Annotated in this window: 18 protein-coding genes; 5 read left to right on the plus strand and 13 right to left on the minus strand. The window is 57.6% G+C overall.

Annotated elements, in window-relative coordinates:
• Positions 1–11: 11 nt before the first annotated feature.
• The 9 genes from acpS to tilS all read right to left on the minus strand — a co-directional run bounded on the left by acpS (position 12) and on the right by tilS (position 9009).
• A complete protein-coding gene (acpS, locus tag KGL31_07120) occupies positions 12–395 on the minus strand; it encodes a holo-ACP synthase (protein ID MDE2321672.1) in 384 nt (127 codons plus the stop codon).
• A complete protein-coding gene (locus KGL31_07125; protein ID MDE2321673.1) occupies positions 373–1128 on the minus strand; it encodes a pyridoxine 5'-phosphate synthase in 756 nt (251 codons plus the stop codon). The genes acpS and KGL31_07125 overlap by 23 nt, the downstream gene beginning before the upstream one ends.
• Positions 1129–1222: 94 nt before the next feature.
• Complete coding sequence (locus KGL31_07130) at positions 1223–2572, minus strand: phosphoglucosamine mutase (protein ID MDE2321674.1); 1350 nt, start codon at positions 2570–2572, stop codon at positions 1223–1225.
• A gap of 44 nt (positions 2573–2616) precedes the next feature.
• Positions 2617–3000, minus strand: a complete 384-nt coding sequence (locus KGL31_07135; GenBank protein MDE2321675.1) for a YbbR-like domain-containing protein — start codon at positions 2998–3000, stop codon at positions 2617–2619.
• Positions 2991–3278, minus strand: coding sequence for a hypothetical protein (locus KGL31_07140; GenBank protein MDE2321676.1), 288 nt, complete (start codon positions 3276–3278; stop codon positions 2991–2993). The genes KGL31_07135 and KGL31_07140 overlap by 10 nt, the downstream gene beginning before the upstream one ends.
• A gap of 88 nt (positions 3279–3366) precedes the next feature.
• Positions 3367–4185 carry a diadenylate cyclase CdaA gene (gene cdaA, locus KGL31_07145; GenBank protein MDE2321677.1) on the minus strand — a complete coding sequence of 273 codons (819 nt, stop codon included), beginning with the start codon at positions 4183–4185 and terminating at the stop codon, positions 3367–3369.
• A gap of 5 nt (positions 4186–4190) precedes the next feature.
• Positions 4191–5042, minus strand: a complete 852-nt coding sequence (gene folP, locus KGL31_07150) for a dihydropteroate synthase (GenBank protein ID MDE2321678.1) — start codon at positions 5040–5042, stop codon at positions 4191–4193.
• Between the two features lie 207 nt (positions 5043–5249).
• Positions 5250–7061, minus strand: coding sequence for an ATP-dependent zinc metalloprotease FtsH (gene ftsH, locus KGL31_07155; protein ID MDE2321679.1), 1812 nt, complete (start codon positions 7059–7061; stop codon positions 5250–5252).
• A 532-nt stretch (positions 7062–7593) separates the two neighbouring features.
• Positions 7594–9009 (minus strand): tRNA lysidine(34) synthetase TilS, encoded by a 1416-nt coding sequence (gene tilS / locus KGL31_07160; protein MDE2321680.1) that lies wholly within the window; start codon positions 9007–9009, stop codon positions 7594–7596.
• 530 nt (positions 9010–9539) lie between these two features.
• Here tilS and KGL31_07165 point away from each other — a divergent pair.
• The 5 genes from KGL31_07165 (at position 9540) to KGL31_07185 (ending at position 16865) form a co-directional block, all read left to right on the plus strand.
• Positions 9540–10619, plus strand: a complete 1080-nt coding sequence (locus KGL31_07165) for a hypothetical protein (GenBank protein MDE2321681.1) — start codon at positions 9540–9542, stop codon at positions 10617–10619.
• A gap of 82 nt (positions 10620–10701) precedes the next feature.
• Positions 10702–11724 carry an SLBB domain-containing protein gene (locus KGL31_07170; GenBank protein ID MDE2321682.1) on the plus strand — a complete coding sequence of 341 codons (1023 nt, stop codon included), beginning with the start codon at positions 10702–10704 and terminating at the stop codon, positions 11722–11724.
• Positions 11725–11864: 140 nt separating this feature from the next.
• Positions 11865–14204 (plus strand): polysaccharide biosynthesis tyrosine autokinase, encoded by a 2340-nt coding sequence (locus tag KGL31_07175; GenBank protein MDE2321683.1) that lies wholly within the window; start codon positions 11865–11867, stop codon positions 14202–14204.
• A 21-nt stretch (positions 14205–14225) separates the two neighbouring features.
• The gene (locus KGL31_07180; protein MDE2321684.1) at positions 14226–15509 is read left to right on the plus strand and encodes a tetratricopeptide repeat protein; all 1284 of its coding nucleotides are present in this window, start codon (positions 14226–14228) and stop codon (positions 15507–15509) included.
• Between the two features lie 15 nt (positions 15510–15524).
• A complete protein-coding gene (locus KGL31_07185; protein ID MDE2321685.1) occupies positions 15525–16865 on the plus strand; it encodes a DnaJ domain-containing protein in 1341 nt (446 codons plus the stop codon).
• Between the two features lie 4 nt (positions 16866–16869).
• Here the strand turns inward: KGL31_07185 and KGL31_07190 are convergent, their stop codons facing one another.
• The 4 genes from KGL31_07190 to KGL31_07205 form a co-directional block, all read right to left on the minus strand.
• Complete coding sequence (locus tag KGL31_07190) at positions 16870–18129, minus strand: NAD(P)/FAD-dependent oxidoreductase (protein ID MDE2321686.1); 1260 nt, start codon at positions 18127–18129, stop codon at positions 16870–16872.
• Between the two features lie 16 nt (positions 18130–18145).
• Positions 18146–18790: a sugar transferase gene (locus KGL31_07195; GenBank protein MDE2321687.1), complete on the minus strand. Its 645-nt coding sequence runs from the start codon at positions 18788–18790 to the stop codon at positions 18146–18148.
• 85 nt (positions 18791–18875) lie between these two features.
• Positions 18876–19919 (minus strand): GDP-mannose 4,6-dehydratase, encoded by a 1044-nt coding sequence (gene gmd, locus KGL31_07200; protein MDE2321688.1) that lies wholly within the window; start codon positions 19917–19919, stop codon positions 18876–18878.
• A gap of 190 nt (positions 19920–20109) precedes the next feature.
• Complete coding sequence (locus tag KGL31_07205) at positions 20110–21387, minus strand: hypothetical protein (GenBank protein ID MDE2321689.1); 1278 nt, start codon at positions 21385–21387, stop codon at positions 20110–20112.
• Between the last annotated feature and the right edge of the window lie 48 nt (positions 21388–21435).

Consider the following 21435-nt stretch of genomic DNA (forward strand, 5'->3'; position numbering starts at 1 on the left):
TCGCGCGCTCCCTATCTGCCGTCAGTGGCCACGACACAGGCCATCGCGTAGTCGTCATCGTGTGTGAGAGTTACCAGCATCTGCATGATCCCAAGGTTCGCGGCCACGTCGCGGGCGCGGCCCGAAAGGACCAGGCTGGACGGCTCACGCCCGCCGCCCACGATCTCCACATCCTGCCACACCACTCCCTGCCCCCATCCGGTACGGAGCACCTTGAAGGCCGCCTCCTTCGCCGCAAAGCGAGCCGCGAGGTGCCGCGCCGGCGATCGATAGCTTCGCAAACGCGCCTGCTCCGCCGTTGTGAAAAGGCGATCCAGCAGGCGGGTACCGTGGCGCGCGGCGACCTGCTCAAATCGACTGATCTGAACCAGATCAATTCCGATGCCTATCACCATCGCCGTCCCTCGCACGGTCAGTATCCATCGCTGACAGCATTTCGCGGACCGCCCGCTCCAGACCTACAAGTATGGCTTTGGCCATAATACTGTGCCCGATACTCAACTCCTCCACCTCCGGGATCGCTGCTATGGAACCGACATTGCGATAGTCTAAGCCATGCCCGGCATTCACCCGAAGGCCCAACTCCCTTCCCGCTGTCGCCGACTGAATGAGGCGGGTTAACTCAGCCTGCTGGGCCTTGTGTCCCCTCGCCTCCGCATACGATCCGGTATGAAGCTCGACGAAGTCGGCGCCGGCGCGCGCAGCGGCCGATACCTGGCTGTGTTCCGGGTCGATGAAGAGGCTGACGATGATACCGCCCTCTCGCAAGCGGCGCACGGCCTGACCTATCTCGTCGCCGCGCCCGTCAACGTCCAGTCCCCCTTCGGTGGTCAACTCCTCACGCCGCTCCGGGACAAGCGTCGTCATCTCGGGCTTGATCGCCAGAGCGATCCGAAGCATCTCTTCCGTGACGGCCATCTCCAGGTTCAGCTTGGTCTTGACCAGCCGCCGGAGGAGTTCGACATCCCGATCCTGGATATGTCGCCGGTCCTCGCGCAGGTGCACGGTGATTCCGGACGCGCCGGCCAGCTCCGCAATGAGCGCCGCCTGCACCGGATCAGGCTCCTCACCCCGTCTTGCCTGCCTGATCGTCGCGATATGATCGACGTTCACACATAACGTCACCATCGCCTCGCTCCGCTCGCTTTCACGGTTTCGCGTTCCGAGTCCGGGGTTTCGGGTTGAATACTCGAAACTCACAACTCAAAACTCGAAACGGTTGTTAGCCTAGTTCTTTCTCGATTACCAGCGCAATCTCTCGAGCCACCCGCTCGATTTTAGTCGGTTCCTCGCCTTCCACCATCACACGGGCTACCGGCTCGGTACCGGACAAACGAACCAGGATCCGTCCTCTGCCTCCCATATCCGCCTCCGCCGATCGAATCGTCTCCTGTACCCGTGGCAACTCCTCAATGGCGGTTCGGCGTCGGACGGGTGCATTGATCAACACCTGAGGGTACGAGGTCATGCATGCTTTGAGCTCCGAAAGCGGCTTCCCACTTCTCTGCATGGTTGCCAGCACCTGCAGGGCGGTTACGATCCCGTCTCCGGTAGTATGGTGGTCCAGGAAGATGATATGCCCGGACTGCTCGCCCCCCAGCACGTATCGCTTCGCCAGCATCTCCTCCAGGACATATCGATCGCCTACCGCGGTTCGAACGACCGTGATTCCCGCCTCCTGCATCGCAAGATCCAAGCCGATGTTGCTCATCACAGTCGCGACAATCGTGTCTTCGCGCAGACGGCCTTCTCGCTTCAGGTTGAGGGCACAGAGTGCGAGAATATGATCGCCATCCACCAGCTCACCCTGTGCGTCCACGCACAGGACCCGGTCTGCGTCCCCGTCATGGGCAAACCCAAGGTGGGCCTTATGTGTTACGACCGCCTGCCGCAGCTCTTCCGGATACAGCGAGCCGCACGCTTTATTGATATTGGTTCCGTCGGGCTGGACGTTTAGCGACACAACCTCGGCGTTCAACTCCTGAAGGACCGCCGGCGACACCTTGTAGGCCGCGCCGTTGGCGCAATCAACCACGACCCGCATCCCTTTCAGCGTCGTTCCCTTAGGGAGGGTGTTTTTCACAAATTCGATATAGCGGCCGACCGCATCGCCTACACGGTACGCTTTGCCGATCTCACTGGGGGCCGACCTGATTCCGTCAATCTCTCCATTACGGATCAGCTCTTCAATCCGCTGCTCCATTCCATCGGGGAGCTTCAGGCCATCGTGCGAAAAGAACTTGATGCCGTTATCCTCGTACGGATTATGGGAGGCCGAGATTACTATCCCGGCGTCGGCTCGAAGGCTTCGGGTGATAAACGCGATCCCCGGCGTTGGGAGCGGGCCAACCAACAACACATCCACACCCATCGAGGTGATGCCGGAGGTCAGCGCCGTCTCCAGCATGTAGCCGGTCAGACGTGTGTCCTTCCCGATGACAATCGTGGGCCGTTCAGCCGATCCCCTCAGAAGATGGGCGGCTGCCCGACCCACTTTCACCATGGTCTCCGGGGTCATCGGCTCTCTGTTGGCCACACCCCGAATCCCATCGGTGCCGAATAGTTTTCGCACGACTCGCTCCTTTCTCCTCGATGTGCCTCTTCCCGTCGGTCCCCTTATGAAGACGAAGGCTTGGGATTCGTCCTGATCTCAACGGAGACTTGGACGAGGGCCGGTCCTTCCACTTTGATCAGCTTCCCCATAGGTTCAAGAGAGGTCATGGCGCCAAAGTCATGAGACCGCCCCTCAATACTGATAGTTGAGGTATAGACCTTCTCCAGACGATTCACCTCGCTCCGCGGTCCGACCAGCCGGACATGATCAGGGTGCGTCGAGGCCCGCTTGAGATAGTACCCGGCAGCCGGGTTCCCCTCCACGCGGGCTGCGACCCGCACTACCCGCTCTGCCACGGATTCCAGGACCAGACGAACCCACCTCGGCGAGATCTGGACGACCTCTACTCCACGAGGGACGTCAACCTGGTCGGGCTTCACAGCCACGAGGTTTCCCCTTCTTTTAGGGCCGAGAGATCAAGATTTACGTCCACCTCATTGGGTGACAGACCCGAGATCAGACTTTTCGGACCACGCACCTGGACCGTCACGAAGTCTCCAGGAACATTCAGGAGGGCCGTGTTTTTCGGAAGTCGCACCAGCGAAAGCGGAGCATTCAGCGTCCGCTCATCCCTCTGCTCTCCGGCTACGACCATCCAGAGTGCAAACGCGAGACCTAAAGAAGCGAGCTTCAGGCCGAGATTATCAAAGAGTCCTCTGGACATAATCCTCATCAGGGACGTTGAGTGATCAGGCGCGTAGGGTGTGCTGCTTGCTGCGCCCTCTTTGGGCAGGGCGAGCCCTGCCCCTACGCTAACCGCCGACTGCTGATGATGCGGTAACTTCCCTGGACTTCGCGCCGGGACCGCCGCTACGAGGCGGCCCCAACAGCTCCACGAGTTGACGCCGCAACCGCTGAGCATCAAGACCCTCGCTGATGGCGCCTGCCTGAACTAAAGACACGCTGCCCTTCTCTTCCGAGACGACGACGACAAGCGCGTCTGTTTCCTCTGTCAACCCTATGGCTGCGCGATGACGCGTCCCGAGTTCCTCGTTGACGTCGCTGGTCAGCGTTAAAGGCAGCAGGCAGGAGGCGGCCGCTACACGCCCGCCCTGGATGACGACCGCCCCATCGTGGAGCGGCGAACCTGGATAAAAAATCGATTCCAATAACCGCCGCGACACGCGCGCGTCAAGAGACACGCCGGAATCGACGTAGTCGGAGAGCTTTGTCTCTCGCTCCAGGACAATAATCGCGCCGGTCTTTTTCGAGGCTAAGGACGTTGCCGATCGGACAATCTCATCAATCATGTATGCCTCTTCGCGCTTGACAAAGGTGCGAAGCAGACGGGATCGAAGGCCGAAGGTAGCCAGGGCTCGCCGGAGTTCCGGCTGAAAAAGAACAATGATCATCAGAAACCAGACACCCAGCGAGTTCTGCAGGACCCAGTTCACGGTCAGCAAACCACCCTTCAAGGCAATTCGTGATGCCAGGTAGACAAGCGCGAGGCCCAGAATCATTTGCAGCGCCCGGGTGCCTTTGAACATCAGGAGGAGCTGATAGGCTACGAACGCCACGATCAACACATCGACGGCGTCAATCCACCCGAACTGAATAATTGTGGACCACATGGCCGCTAGGCCCTCCTGATGGCGTCCAGCATCCTGACCAGATGCGCACAGGACCGCACATCGTGAACCCTGACAAAGGTCGTGCCCTGCAGCACCGCTGCCGCAATGCACGCCGCCGTGCCATGTTGGCGCTGCTCAACCGGCAGATTCAGCACCTCCCCGACCAGCGACTTGCGGGATGGACCGATCATGATCGGCTTGCCGAGACGATGAAACTCCGTCAGACGCCGGAGCAGGGTGAGGTTGTCTCGTCCCCGCTTCCCGAAGCCCAGTCCGGGATCGACCACGATTGACTGCGGGTCAACGCCCATCTGTTCAGCGAAGGCGACGCGATCCGCCAGAAAGCCCAGGACCTCGGCCACGACATCGTTGTAGCGGGGTTCGATCTGCATATCCTGAGGGGCCCCGTGCATGTGCATGATGATCAGGCCGGCGCGTTTCTCAGCCACCACCGCTGCCAGGCGTCCCTCTCCCCGAACGCCATAGACGTCGTTAATGATATCCGCCCCCTCCTCCAGGACCACCCTTGCTACCTCCGGTTTGTAGGTGTCTACCGCTACCGGAATCGTAAGCTTGGGCCGCAGGTCGCGTAGCGCCGGAATGATTCGGCGAAGTTCCTCGTCTACAGGGACAGGGACGGCACCCGGACGGGTTGACTCACCACCCAGCTCCAGGATATCGGCTCCCTCCTCCACCAGCCGCATGGCCTGATCGGTGGCCGCTCCGCGATCCAGGAAGCGACCGCCATCGGAGAAGGAATCCGGAGTAATATTTAATACCCCTACAATCCAGGTCTTTTCCTGGATATTCAGCAGATGGTCCCTGCATCGGAAGCTCGCAGGTCTGTCATCACTCACAGCCGGGCTCACCTGTATCTGTTGAATCAACTTGGTCTCTTTAAGCTATCTGGTCTATTTGGTCGATTGGGTCATTGAGTCCCTTGAATCTGTGGTTCGAACCAACAGCCGGTACAGAAGGTGGGCGAGAACAGTGGGTGAGGCTGCAGGAAAACGAATCTCAGGCGTTCTCGCCTTACACCCGGTCAAGGGGCAGAGAACTACGTCTTAGACGCGCGCTTGGGCCGGGGCCGCAGCCCCGTTCACGATCGCATCGATCTGAAAGCCGTCAAGCGCCTCGGTTTCCAGCAGGGCCTTGGCCAGGGCGTGCAGAATACCAATACGCTCGATGATCAGCGTCTTGGCCTTTTCGTAGTTGGTTATGACGATCTGTTTGACTTCTCGATCGATCTCTACCGCCGTATGTTCGCTGTAATCCTGATGCTGGGCGATCTCCCGGCCCAAAAAGATCATCTCTTCGCGCTTGCCGAATGTAAGAGGGCCAAGCCGCTCGCTCATGCCCCACTCGCACACCATCTTTCGGGCCAGATCAGTCGCCCGCTCGATGTCATTGCCCGCCCCGGTCGTAATCTGACCGATGACCAGCTCCTCCGCAACGCGCCCGCCCATCATGATGGCAATCTCGTTCAGGAGATACTCCTTGGCGTAGTTGTGCTTCTCGTCGACTGGCAACTGTTGGGTCATGCCGAGCGCTCTGCCGCGCGGGATAATCGTGACCTTATGAATCGGGTCGGTTCCGGGGAGGACCTTAGCCACCAGGGTATGTCCGGCCTCATGATAGGCGGTCACCTTTCGCTCCTCCTCGCTGATGACGATACTCCTCCGCTCTACGCCCATGAGTACTTTATCTTTGGAATTCTCGAAGTCGATCATGCACACCGTTTTCTTATTTTGCCGGGCGGCCAACAGGGCTGCCTCATTGACAAGGTTGGCCAAATCCGCTCCGGAAAAACCGGGGGTCCCGCGCGCCAGGAGCGTAAGGTTCACATCGGCGTCAATAGGAATCTTTTTCGTGTGGACGCGCAGGATACCTTCGCGACCTTTGAGATCAGGTCGCGCCACCACGACCTGGCGATCGAACCGTCCGGGTCGGAGCAGCGCCGGGTCCAGGACATCAGGACGATTGGTCGCTGCGACCAGAATTACCCCGTCGTTCGACTCGAAGCCGTCCATCTCGACCAGAAGTTGATTCAAGGTCTGCTCCCGCTCGTCGTGACCGCCACCGAGACCCGCGCCCCGATGCCTGCCCACGGCATCGATTTCATCCATAAAGATGATACATGGAGCATGCTTCTTACCCTGTTCAAAGAGATCCCGTACGCGCGAGGCGCCGACGCCGACAAACATCTCCACGAAGTCCGAGCCCGAGATGCTGAAAAACGGGGCATTGGCCTCGCCGGCGATGGCCCGCGCCAGTAGCGTCTTACCCGTGCCCGGGGGACCCATGAGCAATACACCCTTAGGGATCCTCCCGCCAAGCTTCTGAAACTTCGGCGGGTCCTTCAGAAACTCAATAATCTCCCGCAGCTCCTCCTTGGCCTCGTCTGCGCCCGCAACATCGGCAAAAGTCACTTTATTCTGCTTGTCGGACAGCAGGCGCGCCCTACTCTTGCCGAATGAGAGGGCCTTCACGCCTCCGCCCTGCATCTGCCGCATGAAGAAGATCCAGACCCCGATAAACAGCAACATCGGAAGCCATGACAGCAGCATGTTGACATACCAGGGATTCCCGTCAATTGGTTTCGCGATAATCCGAACCCCTTTCTGCCGCAACTCTGAAATCATATCCTTGTCATCAGCGGCATACGTCCTGAAGATTTCACCGCTGGTGAGCTTGCCCTTGATATCCGCACCCTTCACAATGACCTCGGCAACCTCGCCTTTGGTGACTTTGGCCATGAAGTCGCTGAAAATCATCTCCTTTTCCTGTGGCTGATTCTGGCTGAAAATATTGAAGACCAGCACCATAATGAGTCCGATCACAAGCCACAGCGCCAGATTCTTAAAAAACGGGCTCAACCTCTTACCTCCTCCGAACAATCTCTTTCCCTCACCAGACAAATCGATACAAATCAGTGGAAGCGTAAAATAGTTCACCCCCTTTTCGCAAAGAGGGGCGCGGGGGAATTTGAACGATCAGAAAATCCCCATCAATCTCCCTTTTATAAAGGGGGACGTTACTTGAGATGTTATGCGAGCGTGTAATCTCGCGTGCGCTCCCGGCAAAAGCAACTGTTGATTTTATAACTTACTATATCAAATCGCTTACGCGTCTTCAACGTAATAAGCTGATGATCGTCTTTCCAACCCATATCCCATGTGTCAATGGCACGCCCATGGGCATAAACGCCCTTCCGCCCCCGTCATTGCGAGCGACCGAAGGGAGCGCGGCAATCTCACTGTTGTTGTTCTGAAGAACTGTGAGATTGCTTCGGCTTCGCCTCGCAATGACACGAAAGAGTTTCGAAGCAATGGAAGGCGCCTGTGACTGGCTGGGCCAAAAAGCTTCAATACGCCTGTGTCTCACGTCAATGAGAACGTGATTGGTGGATTACCCTGCATGTTCACCTGTAGTGGATGCACGCACACGAAGGACGCGCCGCGTTGAATCGGTCACCCTGAACCGGTCATCCACTCGAAAGCCCACGACCCATGCGATCTGCCCACCTGAAACCACCAACGGGATACTGTCGCGTTGATCGCGCGGCACCTTGGCATCCACAAAGAAGTCCTGGAGCTTTTTCCGGCCCCTCATCCCGAGGGGGATGAACCTGTCACCCTCATCCCAACTCCTCACGCGTAACTCCATTCCGGTGCGGTCGACATCAAGGAGAGCGGTCCAGACATCCGGGGCAAGGTGGTCCATCGCCCGCTTCTCCAGAAGTTCGCTTCGAAGGCTCAATGATGATCCCGGAATGACCGTGAGGCCTGGAACGACGAGGGGGCCAGGTAAAATCCGACCCTTCACCTGGCCTTTCCCCACCGACAGGACGATGCCATCACCCACTCTTCTGGCGCGCAACCCGCCCGGCGCTTGAATGATGCCCTGCGCGCCATTTGTCATCAACAGTCGATCAATGGCCAACGTCTGTCGGAAGGTCAACCCTGGGCGGCCCTCTCGCAGCTCTTCGGCGGATCGCCGGATGATGCGCCATCTCAGAGCGGTGGGAAGGGTCGTCATGAAGGGAATAGACAGCGCCAACTCCTGGCGCGATCGCGAGATCAGGCCGGCACGAAGCTCTCTCTCGGCCATCTTATTCAGCAGCGTATCCTCAGCTTCAAGGATCGTAGCTGCATTCGCCAGGGAATGCATGACGCGCGGGTTATACCGCTTCGCCAGTTCCGGTAGGAGCTCCAGCCGAATCCGATTCCGACTGTACGAGAGAACCCGGTTCGAGGAGTCCTCGACGTAGGGAATCCCCTCCTTCCGCGCGTATCGCTCGATCTCCTCCCGTGAGCAATCAATCAACGGACGAATGATGCGACCCCTGACCGGCGGGATCCCTCCGAGCCCCCTTATCCCGGATCCCCGGAGCAGATTCATCAGAACGGTCTCCGCCTGATCGTCACGGTGATGACCCAAAGCGATCCTGCCCGCCCCCTGTTGGTCCGCCACTTGTTCGAGGAATCGGTAACGCAGATCCCGGGCGGCAGCCTGAAGCGAGCCTGATCCGCGTTCCCGCAATGCCCTCCCATCGGCCGCGGTAATGGTCACAGGGATCTGATAGGCATCGCATTGGCTGTGCACAAAGTTGGCGGCATCAGCCGACTCAGCCCCTCGGAGGTTGTGGTTCAGATGGGCGACATGGAGTGAGGTGTGATAGCGGGTTCGAAGGCGCAACAGAAGGTGGAGCATCGTCATCGAATCGACGCCGCCCGAAACGGCGACAATGACAGTCTCTCCCACTGGCAGCATCCGATGCCGGTCGATCGTCTCTTGAACCCTGTAAAGCAGTGCGTCCCTCATGGAGTGAAACCCGCAAACTAGCCTCCGACGGCCATTCGCCGCTAATGGCCTTTACGCCTACTCTAATCGGCCCCCATGCCTCTGTCAATATAAATTGCTCGCACAGAGTGATACCCCCCCCCGCTCTCCAATACGATCAGCACACTCTCTGCCGACCAACCTCGCTATGCTCGCAGAGTTCCGCACTCGATCATTGAGCCACCGATAAAAATCGCCAATAGTACAGATAAGCCACTACAGATCATCGTAATAATTCTGCGATCTACATAAAGATACCAAAAAGCGGAATAATAGAATAAACTCCGTAATCATAATACATATAAATATACAAGCTTATTATTTATCACATAACTTGCAATAATCTACTTGACATTTGGTCTACAGAGGTTTATATAGCTTTCGGTATAAAAGATAGCGTCTACAGAGAACACGTATCGTCACACTTCTGTATGCGCCGTCTGGACAGTCGATGCGAAAGTTTGTTAATGAACCCTAAGCGGGTTGAGTCGTCTGGAGAAGGAGGGTGGACAATGCGCATGACCTGCCATGAGCGTCTTTTCCGGAGCCGCTGCACGTACACGACCCTTGCCGCCTTCTTGACCTGGTCTATGGCCGCGGTCGTACCGCCCACCGCGCGAGCTGTAGAACCGCCGCTGGGGACGGCAACCGGGTCGAAAGAAGCCCAAATCACCACAGATGGGAAGCAGTGGATCACGCTATCAGCTTCCTCTAACCCGTTATATGAGGGCGGCATGATACGGACTGCCAAGGGGACAGCGTCGATACTCCTGAAAGATGGTACTCAGCTTGAGCTCCAGTCGCAAACAGTTGTCGGGCTATCCGGATCACGGACGGCGCCCGTCGTGAAAATTGCCGTTGGCCAGGTCCTTTTCAGGCTACCCTCGTCATCTCGCGGGGCGTTCGTGACCCCAACCGTTCGCTATCAGGCCGAGGGCGGTAACATGGGGAATCGTCCAGATGTCCTGCAAGCAAAGGTATCCACGCTGTCCGTTGCAGACCCCGTTGGGGAGATTACTGTGAACCCGCAGGGAGGGTCCCGCATCGGCTTACAGCAGGGGGAAATGTTCGCCAAGTCGGTGAACGATCCGGGCCTTCATATCGTGAAGGCAGGTCAAAGCGTCTACATCCCCCATATCGGCCCTTCCGATCCCAGTTTTGGGGTGCTGCTCGCTCAGGTGTTGCCCGGTGAGCCGTCCGGCATGCCCGTAGGCGGGATCCCGGTCTATACCGTAGACGGTAAGAGTATCGGCTACATCACCGCTGATGGCTCCTTCTCGTCATCCCCAGGCTTCACACCAAACCTGCCGAATCGCGTGCCGGCAGATACCATCCCGCAGGATGCTACTATCCCGCCAGGTGCCACACCGATCTTCACGGCAACGCCAGAGTATGCCGGTTACATCCTCGACGATAAGCTCTTTGCGTATGCCCCGCCCATCGGCGATGGTATGGCTGGAGTAGGAGGTGGGGCCGGAGCGGGCATGGGAACGGGAGCTGCTATAGGACTGGGCGTCACTGCCGCAGCGATAGGCGTGGGCGTTGGGCTTGGCGTAAGCCACTCCGGCAAGGCGAGCCCCTCTGCTCCGTAGTGAGTCTGCTGGCCTATTTGGTCTATCTGGGCTGTTGTGAGACCGAGCGACCGAATAGACTAAACAGACTAAAGAGACTACGATGAGGCAAGGATATATCCTCTACATCGGCTTGGGTATTCTGGTTGCAGGATGCGCCTCGACAGGTCCCTCCAAAGAAACCCTCATGGCGATGGCTTCCGCCTCACAATCCTCCGAGTCGACAGGTAACGTCGCCGTTAACAGCAAGATCATCAGCACCGCGGCAACCGATGGATTTGTCGGGGATTACGTCATCGGAGCGGGTGATCTCCTCGTCATCTCGGTACTTGATCTGAGCGAGTTGGAGAAGTTGAAGGTCCGAGTCGGGGCAGAGGGATTCATTAATCTCCCGCTGGTGGGTTTGGTCAAAGTCAGAGGACTGACTGCACGCCGACTTGAACGTGAACTCGCCGATCTCGTTGGCCAAAAATTTCTCTACAATCCTCAGGTAAGTGTCTTCATCGAGGAGTACCGAAGTCAGCGCGTGGCCGTTCTGGGAGAGGTCAATAAGCCGGGAATCTACGAGGTGAACGATCGACGGATGCTCACCGATATGCTGGCCCAAGCCGGCGGGCTCGGCAAAGAGGCCGATCGAGTTGTCTACGTCCTGCGAAAAAATGGCGGCACAGGAACCGCCTCGTCGAGCACTGGAGATCTGCTCAAGGTCGACCTTGATGAACTGCTGCTTGGATTGGATCCTTCCTTGAATGTGAAGGTGAGTTCCGGAGACGTGATCAGCGTGCCCAAGTCCGGAGAATTCCTCCTGGGGGGAGCGGTCAGGAAGCCTGGTCCGTATCCGCTGAAAGGGAAGCTGACCGTTGATCAGGCGATCTATTTTGGCGAATCGCTGAAAGACGAGGCTGACTTGAGCAACATCGAGGTCTTACGGTTCAACGGGCCAAAAATTGAAGTGTTTCACGTCGACCTCGAACAGTTGAGACGGGAGGGCAAGCCGGCACAAGCCATTCAGAAAAACGATGTCGTCTTCGTCGGTACAAGCGGTCCCAAGGCCGCCCTGTATGGAGCGGTAGACGTTTTCAAAGCGGTGGTTCACTTTGGATTGTATCCTACAATGACGCCCTGAGTAACGGCCACAATCAGGACTGAGTCAAAGCGATTGTTCACTTTAGGTTCTATGCCGGGGCGGGTTATTAACCGCCGGCCCGCCAAAAACCATGGGGAGTGGTTTGCACCGATGGCAAACAAAGGAGGTAGCGCTCGCATATGGATGCCTTAGTCAAGGCAGACGGGAATCCTCCCAGTCCCCGTGAGCAATTACTGCAGCGCTATTACCTCCAGCAGGACGAAGAGACGCACCTTCGCGATTATTGGCGGATCATCCGGAAGCATCGCTGGATAGTCCTCACCTTCTTCGCCATTATCGTGACTACCGCGACGATTTATACCTTCAGCCTGACCCCCACCTATCAAGCCACTGCCAGTCTCAAGATCGATTATGAACGGCCTCAGATCCTTTCCTTCCAGGAGATCGGGTCTCCTGGACACCAGAACTACGGTCCCGAATTCATGGGTACCCAGCAGAAACTGTTGCAGAGCCGCAGTTTGGCAAAGCGGGTGATCGAGACGCTCAAGGCAAGCGGTCAGCCGATCCTGATGAGCCAAGAATCGTCCGGTTTCGCGCAGATGCAGAGCCTCGTGATGGCCTGGATCACAAGACTGCTCAGTGGCCGTTTCTCGAAGCCAATAGAAACAACGGAGCCTGCCCTTACTGAGGAGCAGTTAAGTTCCCGCAGCGTTGATACCCTGCTGACGATGCTGACGGTAGAACCGATCCGGACATCGAACTTGGTCAAAATCTCCTTCACTACCCCCTCGCCAACTCTCTCTTCCCTCCTGGCTAATACCTGGGCCAAGGCCTTCATCGATCACAGTCTCGACATGAAATACAACGCCACCGCCCAGGCCGGGGAGTGGCTTTCGAAGCAGCTTCAGGATGTGCGGGACAAACTCGAACAATCGGAGGCCGCCCTGCACGAGTTTGTAAAGCGGAAACAGATTCTCACCATCGGGGAGAAGAAAGATATCGTCACGACAAAACTGGCCGATTTGAGTGAGACGCTGACAAAATCCCAGGGGGAACGAATCGCCAGGGAGGCGCTGTATCGCCAGAGTGAAACGATGCGATTCGATTCGATCCCGGCTGTCCTGGAAAACTCCATGATCTCCAACTTGAAAGCCGAGTACTACAAGCGGGATTCCGAGCATCGCCAATTAAGCGAGACCTATAAACCGGGCTACTCCAAGATGGTTCGTCTGCGCGAGAGCATGGACCAGATCAAACGTCAGATCGAGGTGGAGATCGCCCGAATCGTTGACGCCATCAAGCAGGACTACGAGGCTGCCCTCAAGAAGGAGCAACTTCTTCAGGCGGCCGTCAACGAACAGAAGCGGCTGGCCATCACATTGAATCAGGAGCTCATCCAGTACGACATGCTGAAACGCGATGTCGATACGAATCGCCAGATTTATGCCGGTATTCTTGAGCGCCAAAAGCAGGCGGGTATCTCCCAGGGGCTTGAAGCGAGTAACGTCCAGATCGTAGATACTGCCGAGGCCCCGTTGGTTCCGTTCGGCCCAAACAGGACCAGAAACATCTTGCTAAGCATTATCCTGGGGCTGACTGTGGCCATCGGTATGGCTTTTTTCTTTGACTACCTGGACAACACCGTGAAGCAGCCTGAGGAACTCGAGCGCAGGCTTGGCATCCCGAGCCTGGCGCTCATCCCTTCGCTGGCTTCTGCAACCCCTCGGCTGGGGCGTGGCAGGCGCTGGCGAGATGCCGGCACCGGGGATCACAACGGCAGACCGATCTTTGCGACGGTTGCCCACAGCGACCTGCACTCTACACTTACAGAGGCATTTCGGACGCTCCGAACCTCGCTCCTCTTCTCCTCCGCTGGCTCTCCTCCGAAGTCTATCCTGTTCACCAGTGCCCAGCCGGCGGAAGGTAAGACCGGACTGTCCATCAACACAGCCATTACCCTCTCTCAATTGGGGGGCAGTGTGCTCCTCATCGACAGCGACATGCGGCGACCTAGCTGCCATTCTCCTTTGGAGCTTCCCCTCAAGCCTGGCCTCTCGGACTATCTGACCGGCAATGCGGATCTGGTCTCGATTATCAAGCAGACCACAGTGCCGAACCTGCATTGCATCCCCGCAGGAACCATCCCCGTGAATCCCGCGGAGCTGTTGGCATCTCCCAGGACAAAGGACACGATCGATCTCCTCTCCCAACGGTTCGACTACATCGTCGTAGACTCGCCCCCGATCTTCGCAGTGGCCGATGCGCTAATCCTCTCGACAGTGGTCAAGGGCGTGATCCTGGTTGTTCATGGGGGGCGGACGCCACGCGAGATGGTTCAGCGGGCCTTCAAGAACCTCATCGAGCTCAATGCGCCGGTCCTGGGCGCTGTGCTGAATAATGTCGATATCCGAGGCAACGGCTATCCCTACTACTACCACTACCATTACAGCCATTACTACCAGCAGACCCCCGCCGATGAGGCTCAGGTGGTAGAAGATACACCGATACCCAAGGCTTGAGTATATTCCATAGAGACCAGCATGGTAATTCGCCTGCACGCGCGACCATCGCGAGTCGCACTCTCCAGCATAATGATGCTTGGCTTTCTCTTCGCCTCATGGGCCGCCCTGCGGCCTTGGGTCGCCCAAAGAACTTTAAGCCAAAGCCCGGTCGACCAGGCAGCCCGTCAGGCGCTCTCGCTCGATCCTGGTAACGACCGCATTCAGGCCACGCTCGCGACACTGTATCACTACAGCCTGTTTCTCAGAGATTACCCTGCGGCGATCGCTGCCTACCAGTCACTCCTGCGCAACAATCCGCTCGACAGCGCCTCCTGGATGCATCTCGGCAAGTTGTACGAGAGGCTCGATCAAATACCGGAGGCCGAACGAGCATTCCACATCGCTACAGATCTAGGCCAGAGCAACTCAGCACTTCTCTGGGAGATTGCTGTTGCGTATCTGGACCAGGAACAGACCCCCAAGGCGTTGGACACATTAGGTCGGTTTCTTTCAGTCACGAATAACTCCTCCGATCTCGCAAAAGGGTACGAACTGGCGCGCAGACTCCTCTCTCCAGAGGAGGTGCTGAATACGTTAATTCCGCCCAATGTTCCTCACTACACAAACTATGCGAATTATCTGCTCGATCGCAACCTCGGCGATCAGGCTCTCGCGGTGTGGAACCGGCTCGCAGAAACGGCTACCCGCACCGGTGAGTCGATAGACCGGGACCTTCAGCTCCGGGTGGTCGATCTGCTGATGGCTTTGGATCGGCTTGACGAGGCGCACCGCGTGTGGACCAGCCTCATGGTGCAGACAGAACCCGACGCGGGCCCCACGACATCGAATCTTGTGTCCAACGGCAGCTTTGAGCGCAAATCGACAATCGGTAGAGGATTCGATTGGAGGATTGGGGGCGCACCGGGAGTTACCTGGACCTTTGACTATGACACTGCCTACACGGGGCGCCGATCCCTCAGACTCTCGTTTGTAAAAAGTCGCGCTGACTTCTCAAACATCTCACAACTCATCCCGGTTCAGCCCCATTCCATGTACGCCCTCCAGACCCACATCAAAACTGATAGATTGGCCGGGTCGAAGGGGATCACTGTTGAGGTAATCGATTCCGCTGAGGGGATCCTGGCCAAAACCGATGCGGTCGGAGAGATACGGGACTGGCGTCCCGTTACGGTGAAATTCCAAACATCAGCTACCGCCAGGGCCGTCACACTCAGAGTCCATGTCGAACCTCCCCCTCCCTATCTTCCCCCGCTCTCCGGGTCGGCATGGATCGATAACGTCTCTCTAACCAAGGTGGAGTGAGGGTCGAGGTTGAAAATGCCACGCGCAACGCCGAACCACGGGGCTTTTGACTCGAATGACGCGGGTTGCCTTCAACTGATCGAAGCGTTAGCCGACGGCAATCCGGTTCCTGATACATCTACTATCTGTCCGGACAGGCAGCGACTCATCGCCCTTCTCGCAGAGATCAGCAAGGGGGAGCGATCGGAGCTTTTCCAGAATATCCGACAGGTAGCAGAGCGTAGACGGCTCTCCGCGCAAGAGATCGCCTCCAGGGCGGCCTTTCTCCTCGCCTGCCTGGATACCCCTGGCGCCGATGACCCGTATACCATCCTTGGGGTCGATTCGACCGCAACGAGTCAGGAGATCAAGGAGGTCTGGCTCAATCGCCTGACTCTCTATCATCCGGATCGCCATCCGGAAAATAGTGACTGGTTCACGCGACAAACGGCGCGTTTGAACGAGGCATACTACACTCTGAAAGACCCCGCGCGTCGGCAGGCGTACGATGAGCGAAGACGCCGCGAGCTGCTTGTGCGGCATCAAAGCGGCCCCTTCGCGATCCCTCACGCTTCGTCCGCACCGCCTCTCATGCCGTCTCAGTCTCCGCGCCTGCCGCGCTATCGAACGCCGGTATTTATTGCGGCTGCATTAGTGGCGGCAGTTGGGTTGGCTGTGATGGTGCTGTTCGGTCGCCATTCCGAAGGACCGCAGCTATATCTCGAGACCGTTCAGCCCATGGCCGCGGTCACCCTTCCATCCTCTGCCCCCATCAATGGTCCTCCACCCGGAAGACTGACGCGAGGGAGACCCCTTTCGCTCGATGCGTCCGCTACCCCTCCCCTGGATCACCAACCGGAGCAGAGGCGCACGAAGCACATAGATCAAGTCTCCCTGCCTTCCGTACTCCCAGCAGGTCAACCCGACTCTTCCCACGACCCGATCGTCTCTGAACGTTCAGCAGCAAATCCGACACTACTGGCCCAGGCTCTCCCACCAATTATGCCTGAGCCGAAGGCTCTGGATCGACAGGAGATCGACGCCTTGCTCGACGAATATGTTGACGCCTATGAAAAGGCCGACGTGGAACGCGTGATGGCCATCCTCTCGACTCAGGTTCGAGAGAAGGGAACCATGGATTACCAGGCCATCCGTAACGCCTACATAAAAGGATTTGCCGGACGAGACCAGATCATCTATCGGGTGAAGAACGTGCAGGTCGTGATTAAAGGCGAGCAGGCCACCGTAACTGCGCAGTACTTGATCTTAGCGAGGAATGCCGCTCATTCCTCAAAAGGGACCACCGTATCGGGGCGTATCGAATGGAAGATCCAGCGGGAGGGCGACAAGCTCAAGATTGTATCAATCAATTATTAGGCGTTCAGTCTACCGCAGCATTCTTCTCTGGATGCTTGATGACGGGATAAACTCCCGTGGAGGGTCGCAGCACGCCAATCATCTGCCCGCCACGTTTCACTAAGGCCCGCCATAAAAATCCACGCGTAGCCGAATTGCGCCAGAGAGCCTGGATGGTGCTCTTATGCCAGTTAAATGAAGCGTGGTTACGGATAAGCTTGGCCATCGGCTCTCGAGCGACCAATTGAAAGGCCTCGTCAATCTGCGCATCAGAGAGCTGAGATGCAAAGATTCGGAACAGCGCCCCCGTCCGGATCTCTGATCCGAGGGCGGTGCGCCAGGCAGCCTGATACCGGCTCAAGAACCGGGCAGAACCATCCCCCGCATCCAACGCCTCGCCAACGGTGGCAGCCGCAAGCTCCGCGCTCAATAAGCTGTAATAGACTCCTCCGCCGGTCGTCGGTTTGGCGAGGCCGGCAGCATCCCCGATCACCAGCACGCGGTCGGCGAAGGTCTCTGAAAGCGGCCACACAGGGACGGGTCGGCGCGCATACGGCCAGATACAGCCTGGTCGGACTCTGGACGCAACCAGTGGCGATCGAAGGAAGCGGGTCAGGTATCGCACGGCATCCCCGGATGCCAGGACCCCGATCTTGGCCTTGGTCACCCCTTGCTGCGTGAAGGGCACGACCCACGCGAACGATTCAGGCGCCACCTCATTTCCAAAGTACACCTCTACCTCGGAGGTCTCTTCGAACTCGACCTCAACCTGGACGCCATAGACAAAGCGATCAGGCAACCGAAGTCCGAGCCCCCGGTGAAGTCCATAAGACGCACCGGTGGCCACGATGCCAAGTCGTCCACGAACCAGCCGCCCCGTGCCGCGACCGTTAGAGGTTCGGGCCACCAGGTTCCTTCTGAGCCGGCGAAGCGCCTCAACTCGGTGATCTAAAAAGATCTCGGCGCCCGCCGCGAGCGCCTGGTCTGCGAGCCCCCGGTCAAACGCTGACCGGTCCAGCACAACCGTCTCGTCTTTTTCCGAGGTCACAGAAAGGACGTACCCACCGGGAGAATGAAATCGAGCGCGTCGCAGTGCTGCACGGTTCGCCTGCTGGGGCACATCAAACCGTGTAAAGCTCTCCGAGGCCACCAGCCCCGTGCAATGTACGGGACTCCCGATTTCCGGGTGCTCCTCAAAGACCGCCACGCTTCGTCCTGCCTTGGCCAGGCAATAGGCCGCATAGAGCCCTGCCGGCCCGCCCCCAATGATTAAGACATCATACATCGAATCTCGACCCCTTCTAGAACTTTGCGCCCCGTACTTCCCAGCGCCCTCGAAAGGTCACCCAGAACGAGATCGCCACTAATCGGATGTCCAGCCAGAAGCTTCGTCGCCGGATGTACAGGAGGTCATACCGGAACTTCTGACGGCTGGGAATATCCCGATCTGCAAAAATCTGCGCGATCCCCGTAAGCCCAGGTCGAACAACGTGCCGTTGCCAATATCCTGGGATCTGCTCCAATGGCGTCACTGTCCCCCCATCGGCACCTCGCACCTCAATCTCTCCCGGCCGGAGCGCCCGCGGGCCCACAAAACTCATCTCCCCCCGAAAGATGTTCCAGAGCTGAGGCAACTCGTCCATCGCCGTCGCTCGCAGCAACCTTCCCACTCGCGTGACCCGTGGGTCGTCCTCAATCGCCTGACGCGGACCGAAAAGGTTATCTGCGTCACGCACCATGGTACGGAATTTCAACACCGTGAAGCGCTCCCCGTCCTGTCCTACACGGAGGTCCCGAAAAAAAATCGGTCCGCCATCCTCCCACTTGATGGCAACCGCGATCCCGCCCCAAAGCGGAAGTGATGCCAGCAGTCCAACGCCGGACACTACCAGATCGAACAATTGCTTAGCGCGATTTCGTCTGTCTGTCCGATCCCAGCTCTTCATTCCATCTTTCCTGCCTTCAGCTTATCCTGTTCCCTCCACACTTTTTGCTATCACAGTCTCTTCTTGAATGAATATATCCAACCCGTCACGGTCTCCGCAGCCAGCCAAAACGTCCCTCAGTAGACGCATACTTGGCTTCCCCGATGGCCGGCAGGCCTGCCGCATCGAGGTCCGCATCGACCATGATTCGGACCAAGTCGGTAAATCGCACCTGCGCCTCCCAGCCGAGTTGTCGCTTTACCCGCGATGGGTCTGCCTTGAGCAACTCAACCTCCGTCGGGCGAAGATAGCGCAGATCCAGCTTCACATGCTCGCGCCAGTCGAGACCCGCATACTCGAACGCCGCCTCCACGAATTCGCGGACGGAATGGGTCTCGCCTGTGCCGAAGACAAAGTCCTGCGGCGCCTCCATCTGCAGCATCCGCCACATCAGCTCTACGTACTCTGGCGCATAGCCCCAGTCGCGCTGGGCATCGAGGTTGCCGAGATAGAGCGCCTGCTGGCGCCCGGCCTTGATCGCCGCCACGGCACGGGTGATCTTGCGCGTGACAAAGGTCTCGCCGCGCCTGGGCGACTCGTGATTGAACAGAATCCCGTTACAGGCAAAGAGCCCGTAGCCTTCCCGATAGTTATGCACCATCCAGTGGGCGTAGACTTTGGCCGCCGCGTACGGGCTGCGCGGCTGAAACGGGGTGACTTCGCTCTGCGGCGCCGGCGCATCACCAAACATCTCGCTGCTCGAAGCCTGGTAGAGCCGGCAACGCACCCCGCTTCTGCGGATCGCCTCCAAGAGGCGCACCGTACCGAGGCCCGTGACGTCGCCGGTGTAGTCGGGCATATCGAAGCTGACTCGGACGTGACTTTGGGCGCCCAGGTGGTAGACCTCATCGGGCTTGACCTCGTAGAAGAGGTTCGTGAGCTGGCCTGAGTCGGCAAGGTCGCCGTAATGGAGGAAGAGCGTCGCCTTCGGGTCATGCGGGTCCTGGTAAAGGTGATCAATTCGATCCGTGTGAAACGAACTCGCCCGCCGGACCAGCCCATGGACCGTGTAGCCTTTGGTGAGCAGAAGCTCAGCCAGATACGAGCCGTCCTGACCCGTGATGCCGGTGATGAGGGCCACCTTCAGCATTTGATTGGCCTCGCTGGAAAAGGGTAACTCATGAGTGCTCACACAACTCGGTCATAGAGTACACGTCACTCGGGTATCCGGCGATGTGGCCGGTCGAAACTGTCATCAGTCTACCCGGTCCGAAAAGATACACCTGCACAGCATGATGTCGATTGGCCTGTTAGATCTGTTGCTGGTCTAACACAGGTGATCAAGAGGAGCCATGGACCGGGATCGTTTCATGCCTTCGCTTAACCGACTGCAGATATTCCAGAAAGAAGACCAGCATAACACATGTCATCAAAGCGACAGCACCAGCAAGTGCTACGTTCCGCATGACATTTCGACCGCGAGGAGTTATGGAGGCAACGGCCGGATCAAGAATCTTCAGTTCGGTAACGCGTGAACCAACTGAGATCGCGGCCTCGTCAAACTTCTTGGCAAAGAGCTCATAGGCGGCTTTTGCCAACGAATAGTTTCTGGTTAATTCCTCCAATCGAGCCTCGGTGTTGGCGATCCTCCGGTTGATCGAGATGAGCTTAGCCTCGTTCTCTTTGAGCTTTGACGCCACATGATCGAGTTGGCTCTTGAGCGAGGCTAACATTGTCTGGCGATTGATCAGGTCCAACTGGAGAGATTGATAGAGATTATTAATCTCCTGGCTCTTGAGCTGAACAGAGGAGAGCGATTTTAAATCCATCGCGCCTCGCTCTTGGACAGCCGCCAACATCGAGGGATCGCTAAAGATCGATTTGTTGACGGACAAAAGTTGCTCCTGTTTCGTGAGCGCTCGCCCCAGCTCTGCCACTGCAGATTCCAAGCCTTTTAACTGGTGGGTGTCATCCGAATCTTGCTGGGCCAGCTTGAGCTTCTCCTGCAAGAAAAAACTTTGCTCAACGCGGAGAGTCTCAAGATTTGCGCTCTCTTGGAACTCGGTAAGAGTCGCCTGCGCAGTCTCCATCGCCAGTCTGGCTTGATCACGCTGCTGCTGGATAAACTCTTTGGTCGAAACGGTGTCGGCCTGGTTGAGACGCGCATTTAATTCCACCGCCTTTTGGGCTACGAAATTTGCCACGGCGGCTGCCAGTTTTGGATCGGGAAGGATGGCTGTGAGGATGAGGAGGTTTGTCCCGCGTTGCGGTTTTATTGAGATAATGTTATTCAGGAATTTCGTCGGAGTCATGGCAAATGGTTCCTTATCCATCCCAAACTGCTGAATGGCCTGCAACGCCAAAGCCTGACTCTTGATCATCGCCTCAAAGGCTTCCGGGGATATCTCTGGTTTGCCTGCCCCCTCGCCGCCTTCGAGACGAGCGATTTTGGACCCCGTAATCAGTAAGAGCACTCTGGCTTCGAAGGTTCTGCTGGTTATCATGCTCACCGCAAAGGCGGCGGAAGAGACGACAAGTGTGCCAACAAGAATCAGAAGCTTCCACTTCCAGAGAGTATCCAGATAATCGATGACCTCGACCTCGTCCGATTCAGGCATTGGGATCGACTCCGTACTCTTTCAGTACAGTTTTGAGTGCAGCCAACC

The sequence above is a fragment of the Candidatus Methylomirabilota bacterium genome (assembly GCA_028870115.1).
Lineage (GTDB): Bacteria > Methylomirabilota > Methylomirabilia > Methylomirabilales > Methylomirabilaceae > Methylomirabilis.

Coding starts and splice junctions, on each gene's coding strand:
- acpS (MDE2321672.1), bottom strand. CDS start 395: ATGGTGATAGGCATCGGAATTGATCTGGTTCAGATCAGTCGATTTGAG.
- KGL31_07125 (MDE2321673.1), bottom strand. CDS start 1,128: ATGGTGACGTTATGTGTGAACGTCGATCATATCGCGACGATCAGGCAG.
- KGL31_07140 (MDE2321676.1), bottom strand. CDS start 3,278: ATGTCCAGAGGACTCTTTGATAATCTCGGCCTGAAGCTCGCTTCTTTA.
- cdaA (MDE2321677.1), bottom strand. CDS start 4,185: ATGTGGTCCACAATTATTCAGTTCGGGTGGATTGACGCCGTCGATGTG.
- tilS (MDE2321680.1), bottom strand. CDS start 9,009: ATGAGGGACGCACTGCTTTACAGGGTTCAAGAGACGATCGACCGGCAT.
- KGL31_07165 (MDE2321681.1), top strand. CDS start 9,540: ATGCGCATGACCTGCCATGAGCGTCTTTTCCGGAGCCGCTGCACGTAC.
- KGL31_07170 (MDE2321682.1), top strand. CDS start 10,702: ATGAGGCAAGGATATATCCTCTACATCGGCTTGGGTATTCTGGTTGCA.
- KGL31_07175 (MDE2321683.1), top strand. CDS start 11,865: ATGGATGCCTTAGTCAAGGCAGACGGGAATCCTCCCAGTCCCCGTGAG.
- KGL31_07180 (MDE2321684.1), top strand. CDS start 14,226: ATGGTAATTCGCCTGCACGCGCGACCATCGCGAGTCGCACTCTCCAGC.
- KGL31_07185 (MDE2321685.1), top strand. CDS start 15,525: ATGCCACGCGCAACGCCGAACCACGGGGCTTTTGACTCGAATGACGCG.
- KGL31_07190 (MDE2321686.1), bottom strand. CDS start 18,129: ATGTATGATGTCTTAATCATTGGGGGCGGGCCGGCAGGGCTCTATGCG.
- KGL31_07195 (MDE2321687.1), bottom strand. CDS start 18,790: ATGAAGAGCTGGGATCGGACAGACAGACGAAATCGCGCTAAGCAATTG.
- gmd (MDE2321688.1), bottom strand. CDS start 19,919: ATGCTGAAGGTGGCCCTCATCACCGGCATCACGGGTCAGGACGGCTCG.
- KGL31_07205 (MDE2321689.1), bottom strand. CDS start 21,387: ATGCCTGAATCGGACGAGGTCGAGGTCATCGATTATCTGGATACTCTC.